Genomic DNA, 5,950 nt, shown 5'->3' with positions numbered 1-5,950 from the left:
AAACCGAAAAAAGGGGTTGCGGGTATTTGGAACAAACCTTAGAACCCCCCTTACCGGAGACGCAGACAAGCAGACACGGGGCGCTAGACGGGACGGACGGAGCTGAGAGGCGAAGGAAGTCAACGTAGCGGAGAAATTCTGAGGTTTAGAGGCGGGGCGCGCTGAAAGTTACGGCGCATCTTGGTTTCTTTTGTCTCAACGCTCTTTGAAATTGCTAATATCTGAAGAGATATGTGGGCGGTTTGGTTCATTCGATGGATCAACCTCTACATATCGCGCTCCTAGGACTTCGGTTCGATGATGGAGTGTCAGCTTCACTGTTTGACGGACTTTCGATTACTTTGGTAATCTTTAGTACATCAAACGGAGAAAAACGCCTGTATCATTCAGTAAGTGATGCAGGACGATGTGCAGAGGTTCGACGTCAAGGATAAGTTAGTAATAACTTTTCAACTTGAGAGTTTGATCCTGGCTCAGAACGAACGCTGGCGGCAGGCCTAACACATGCAAGTCGAGCGCAGTCCTTCGGGACCGAGCGGCGGACGGGTTAGTAACGCGTGGGAACATACCCTTTTCTACGGAATAGCCTCGGGAAACTGAGAGTAATACCGTATAAGCCCTTCGGGGGAAAGATTTATCGGGAAAGGATTGGCCCGCGTTAGATTAGATAGTTGGTGGGGTAATGGCCTACCAAGTCTACGATCTATAGCTGGTTTTAGAGGATGATCAGCAACACTGGGACTGAGACACGGCCCAGACTCCTACGGGAGGCAGCAGTGGGGAATCTTAGACAATGGGCGCAAGCCTGATCTAGCCATGCCGCGTGTGTGATGAAGGTCTTAGGATCGTAAAGCACTTTCGCCAGGGATGATAATGACAGTACCTGGTAAAGAAACCCCGGCTAACTCCGTGCCAGCAGCCGCGGTAATACGGAGGGGGTTAGCGTTGTTCGGAATTACTGGGCGTAAAGCGTACGTAGGCGGATCAGAAAGTAGGGGGTGAAATCCCAGGGCTCAACCCTGGAACTGCCTCCTAAACTCCTGGTCTTGAGTTCGAGAGAGGTGAGTGGAATTCCAAGTGTAGAGGTGAAATTCGTAGATATTTGGAGGAACACCAGTGGCGAAGGCGGCTCACTGGCTCGATACTGACGCTGAGGTACGAAAGTGTGGGGAGCAAACAGGATTAGATACCCTGGTAGTCCACACCGTAAACGATGAATGCCAGTCGTCGGGCAGTATACTGTTCGGTGACACACCTAACGGATTAAGCATTCCGCCTGGGGAGTACGGTCGCAAGATTAAAACTCAAAGGAATTGACGGGGGCCCGCACAAGCGGTGGAGCATGTGGTTTAATTCGAAGCAACGCGCAGAACCTTACCAACCCTTGACATCCTGTGCTAACTCGAGAGATCGAGCGTTCACTTCGGTGACGCAGTGACAGGTGCTGCATGGCTGTCGTCAGCTCGTGTCGTGAGATGTTCGGTTAAGTCCGGCAACGAGCGCAACCCACATCCTTAGTTGCCAGCAGGTTAAGCTGGGCACTCTAGGGAAACTGCCCGTGATAAGCGGGAGGAAGGTGTGGATGACGTCAAGTCCTCATGGCCCTTACGGGTTGGGCTACACACGTGCTACAATGGCAGTGACAATGGGTTAATCCCAAAAAGCTGTCTCAGTTCGGATTGGGGTCTGCAACTCGACCCCATGAAGTCGGAATCGCTAGTAATCGCGTAACAGCATGACGCGGTGAATACGTTCCCGGGCCTTGTACACACCGCCCGTCACACCATGGGAGTTGGTTCTACCCGACGACGCTGCGCTAACCCTTCGGGGAGGCAGGCGGCCACGGTAGGATCAGCGACTGGGGTGAAGTCGTAACAAGGTAGCCGTAGGGGAACCTGCGGCTGGATCACCTCCTTTCTAAGGATGTTTCTAGTAAATGAGCTTGCTCATCTCGTGAAACACTTAGCAGGACAGCAAACAAAGCTGTCCACATCAAGGCATCGCAAGATGACCTTTCGGACCGAGCCGTCCTCATATCTCTTCAGAACAAGAACACGAGCTACCGCTCGTATGGGTCGGTAGCTCAGGTGGTTAGAGCGCACGCCTGATAAGCGTGAGGTCGGAGGTTCAAGTCCTCCTCGACCCACCATATCCCCTCGGGGAATGATGGGGCCTTAGCTCAGCTGGGAGAGCGCCTGATTTGCATTCAGGAGGTCAGGAGTTCGATCCTCCTAGGCTCCACCAAATACTTCACGCAGTGACGTATGAAATACAGTGATTAGACCGGCAAGCAGTTTCGACTGTTTGCCCGTCCAATCGGACGGTGCGACCGCGCATTGCTTTGCAATACGCTGATCGCATTGGTGACATTCCTTTGGAATGCACCTGATTGACATCGTAAAGAGAGATAAATTAACAACACTGTTTGTTCGCACCGAGTAAGGTAGTGAACTCAGTTGCTGCTTCTTCGGAAGCCGGCGTTTAACGGACTGTTTCCTCGGTCTTTTAGGCGTATCGCGATTGAAACGAACGTGTTGTCCAAGTCAAGTACACTAACCAGAGACATGACGCCTACTTCCTGCACGGAAGGTAGGCTAGATGCATGTCTCGCTGTCCAACCTATAGTGGTTGGGCGGGTAAAAAAGTATGCTTTTGATCTGGAATAAGGAAAGACAGTTTCTTACCAGCTTCTGTCTTCCGCGCAGATTGCCTGCCTTATGCAGCGACGTTAATTGATGGTGTAAATAGCCCTCAAGTAGCGAAGCGGTAGGGCATCATGGGTAGTCTTGCTTTTTCTGGATCAAATCAAGCGCGAAAAGGGCGTTTGGTGAATGCCTTGGCAGTAAGAGGCGATGAAAGACGTGATACTCTGCGATAAGTCATGGGGAGCTGAGAATAAGCTTTGATCCATGAATTTCTGAATGGGGCAACCCACCTGATACTTTGTTATTATTACCCTTCGGGGTAGCTAATAATGAGGTAAACCAGGTATTTATAGACTGAATACATAGGTTTATAAAAGCAAACCCGGGGAACTGAAACATCTAAGTACCCGGAGGAAAGGAAATCAATTGATACTCCCCTAGTAGCGGCGAGCGAACGGGGACCAGCCGAGCCTCAATTGTGGTTAGAATGCGTTGGAATGCGCAACCAAAGTGGGTGATAGTCCCGTATAAGAAGCATGAGAGGACGTATTAAGTAGGGCGGAACACGTGAAATTCTGTCTGAAGATCGGAGGACCACCTTCGAAGGCTAAGTACTCCTTACTGACCGATAGTGAACCAGTACCGTGAGGGAAAGGTGAAAAGCACCCCGACGAGGGGAGTGAAACAGTACCTGAAACCGAACGCCTACAATCAGTTGGAGGGGCTTTACGCCCTGACAGCGTACCTTTTGTATAATGGGTCATCGACTTGGTCTCACAAGCAAGCTTAAGCCGTTAGGTGTAGGCGCAGCGAAAGCGAGTCTTAATAGGGCGTTGAGTTTGTGGGATCAGACCCGAAACCGAGTGATCTAGGCATGGCCAGGTTGAAGGTAAGGTAACACTTACTGGAGGACCGAACCCACATCCGTTGAAAAGGATCGGGATGAGCTGTGCCTAGGGGTGAAAGGCCAATCAAACTCGGAGATAGCTGGTTCTCTGCGAAATCTATTTAGGTAGAGCGTCATCCGAATACCCTCGGGGGTAGAGCACTGGATGGGTAATGGGGCCCCACAGGCTTACTGATCCTAACCAAACTCCGAATACCGAGGAGTACTAGATGGCAGACACACGGCGAATGCTAACGTCCGTCGTGAAGAGGGAAACAACCCTGACCTACAGCTAAGGCCCCTAATTCATGGCTAAGTGGGAAAGCAGGTGAGACGACCAAAACAACCAGGAGGTTGGCTTAGAAGCAGCCATCCTTTAAAGATAGCGTAACAGCTCACTGGTCTAAATAAGTTGTCTTGCGGCGAAGATGTAACGGGGCTCAAGCCATGAGCCGAAGCTTAGGATGCATTTATTGCATGGTAGCAGAGCGTAGTGTGACATAATTCCATGTCTCCTTAACCACTTCGGTGGGATTGGAGACGCGGAGTTTTCTGTGAAGCGGGCCTGTGAGGGATCCCGTGGAGAGATCACTAGTGAGAATGATGACATGAGTAGCGACAAAGAGTGTGAGAGACACTCTCGCCGAAAATCCAAGGGTTCCTGCTTAAAGCTAATCTGAGCAGGGTAAGCCGACCCCTAAGGCGAGGCCGAAAGGCGTAGTCGATGGGAACCAGGTTAATATTCCTGGGCCAGATGGAAGTGACGGATCTCGAGGGTAGTTCATCCTTATCGGATTGAATGGGCTGCTTAGAGGTCCCTGGAAATAGCTCCATCGCTAGATCGTACCCTAAACCGACACAGGTGGATAGGTAGAGAATACCAAGGCGCTTGAGAGAACTATGTTGAAGGAACTCGGCAAAATACCTCCGTAAGTTCGCGAGAAGGAGGCCCGGTTTCTAGGCAACTAGAGGCTGGGGGCACAAACCAGGGGGTGGCGACTGTTTATTAAAAACACAGGGCTCTGCGAAGTCGTAAGACGACGTATAGGGTCTGACGCCTGCCCGGTGCCTGAAGGTTAAAAGGAGGGGTGAGAGCTCTGAATTGAAGCCCAGGTAAACGGCGGCCGTAACTATAACGGTCCTAAGGTAGCGAAATTCCTTGTCGGGTAAGTTCCGACCTGCACGAATGGCGTAACGACTTCCCCGCTGTCTCCAACATAGACTCAGCGAAATTGAATTACCGGTCAAGATGCCGGTTACCCGCGGTTAGACGGAAAGACCCCGTGCACCTTTACTACAACTTCACACTGGCATTAGGCCGAACATGTGCAGGATAGGTGGTGGGCTTTGAAGCGTGAACGCCAGTTTGCGTGGAGCCTCCCTTGAGATACCACCCTTGTTCTGCTTGATGTCTAACCGCGGTCCGTTATCCGGATCCGGGACCCTGTGTGGTGGGTAGTTTGACTGGGGCGGTCGCCTCCTAAATCGTAACGGAGGCGCGCGAAGGTTGGCTCAGAGCGGTCGGAAATCGCTCGTTGAGTGCAATGGCAGAAGCCAGCCTGACTGCGAGACTGACAAGTCGAGCAGAGTCGAAAGACGGCCATAGTGATCCGGTGGTCCCAAGTGGGAGGGCCATCGCTCAACGGATAAAAGGTACGCCGGGGATAACAGGCTGATACTGCCCAAGAGTCCATATCGACGGCAGTGTTTGGCACCTCGATGTCGGCTCATCTCATCCTGGGGCTGGAGCAGGTCCCAAGGGTACGGCTGTTCGCCGTTTAAAGAGGTACGTGAGCTGGGTTTAGAACGTCGTGAGACAGTTCGGTCCCTATCTTCCGTGGGTGTAGGATACTTGAGAGGAGTTGCCCCTAGTACGAGAGGACCGGGGTGAACGATCCACTGGTGGACCAGTTGTTATGCCAATAGCAGTGCTGGGTAGCTATGATCGGACAGGATAACCGCTGAAGGCATCTAAGCGGGAAGCCCCCCTCAAAACAAGGTATCCCTGAGAGCCGAGGTAGACCACCTCGTCGATAGGCCAGAGATGTAAGCGTAGTAATACGTTCAGTTGACTGGTACTAATGGCTCGATAGGCTTGATTTGATCCAGTAGAAGCAAGACTTTTACTAATCATTCAAAAGCATACACACATACATAACTGTACTGACTTGGACATTTATTGAATTTATTCGGTTTGGTGGTCATAGCGTAAGCAAAACACCCGATCCCATCCCGAACTCGGCAGTTAAGTGCTACTGCGCCAATGGTACTGCGTCTTAAGACGTGGGAGAGTAGGTCACCGCCAAACCTAATAAGTTCAATAAATGATTATCTCTCTTACGATAACTATAATACAGCAACGCCCGCTTCGGTTAACTCCGACGCGGGCGTTGTTGCGTTTGAAAGGGGCGGGGCATGC

The 5,950-nt window shown here is 51.4% G+C and carries 2 tRNA genes and 3 rRNA genes; all 5 read left to right on the top strand.

From position 1 onward, the window contains the following. The first annotated feature begins 450 nt into the window (after positions 1-450). The 5 genes from KZZ06_RS20015 (at position 451) to rrf (ending at position 5,839) form a co-directional block, all read left to right on the top strand. A 16S ribosomal RNA gene (locus KZZ06_RS20015) occupies positions 451-1,917 on the top strand. 155 nt (positions 1,918-2,072) lie between these two features. After that, positions 2,073-2,149, top strand: a tRNA-Ile gene (locus tag KZZ06_RS20010). A gap of 19 nt (positions 2,150-2,168) precedes the next feature. Further along, positions 2,169-2,244: transfer RNA gene (locus KZZ06_RS20005), tRNA-Ala, on the top strand. Between the two features lie 559 nt (positions 2,245-2,803). Beyond that, positions 2,804-5,634: ribosomal RNA gene (locus KZZ06_RS20000) — 23S ribosomal RNA — on the top strand. A 90-nt stretch (positions 5,635-5,724) separates the two neighbouring features. After that, a 5S ribosomal RNA gene (rrf, locus tag KZZ06_RS19995) occupies positions 5,725-5,839 on the top strand. Together the 16S, 23S and 5S rRNA genes with 2 tRNA genes alongside form the textbook arrangement of a ribosomal RNA operon. The last annotated feature ends 111 nt before the right edge of the window (positions 5,840-5,950 follow it).

Origin of the sequence: Sulfitobacter sp. CW3, assembly GCF_019392245.1 — a bacterium.
GTDB lineage: Bacteria > Pseudomonadota > Alphaproteobacteria > Rhodobacterales > Rhodobacteraceae > Sulfitobacter.
The sequence above is the reverse complement of the archived record's forward strand: the minus strand, read 5'-3'. Positions and strand labels throughout refer to the sequence as shown.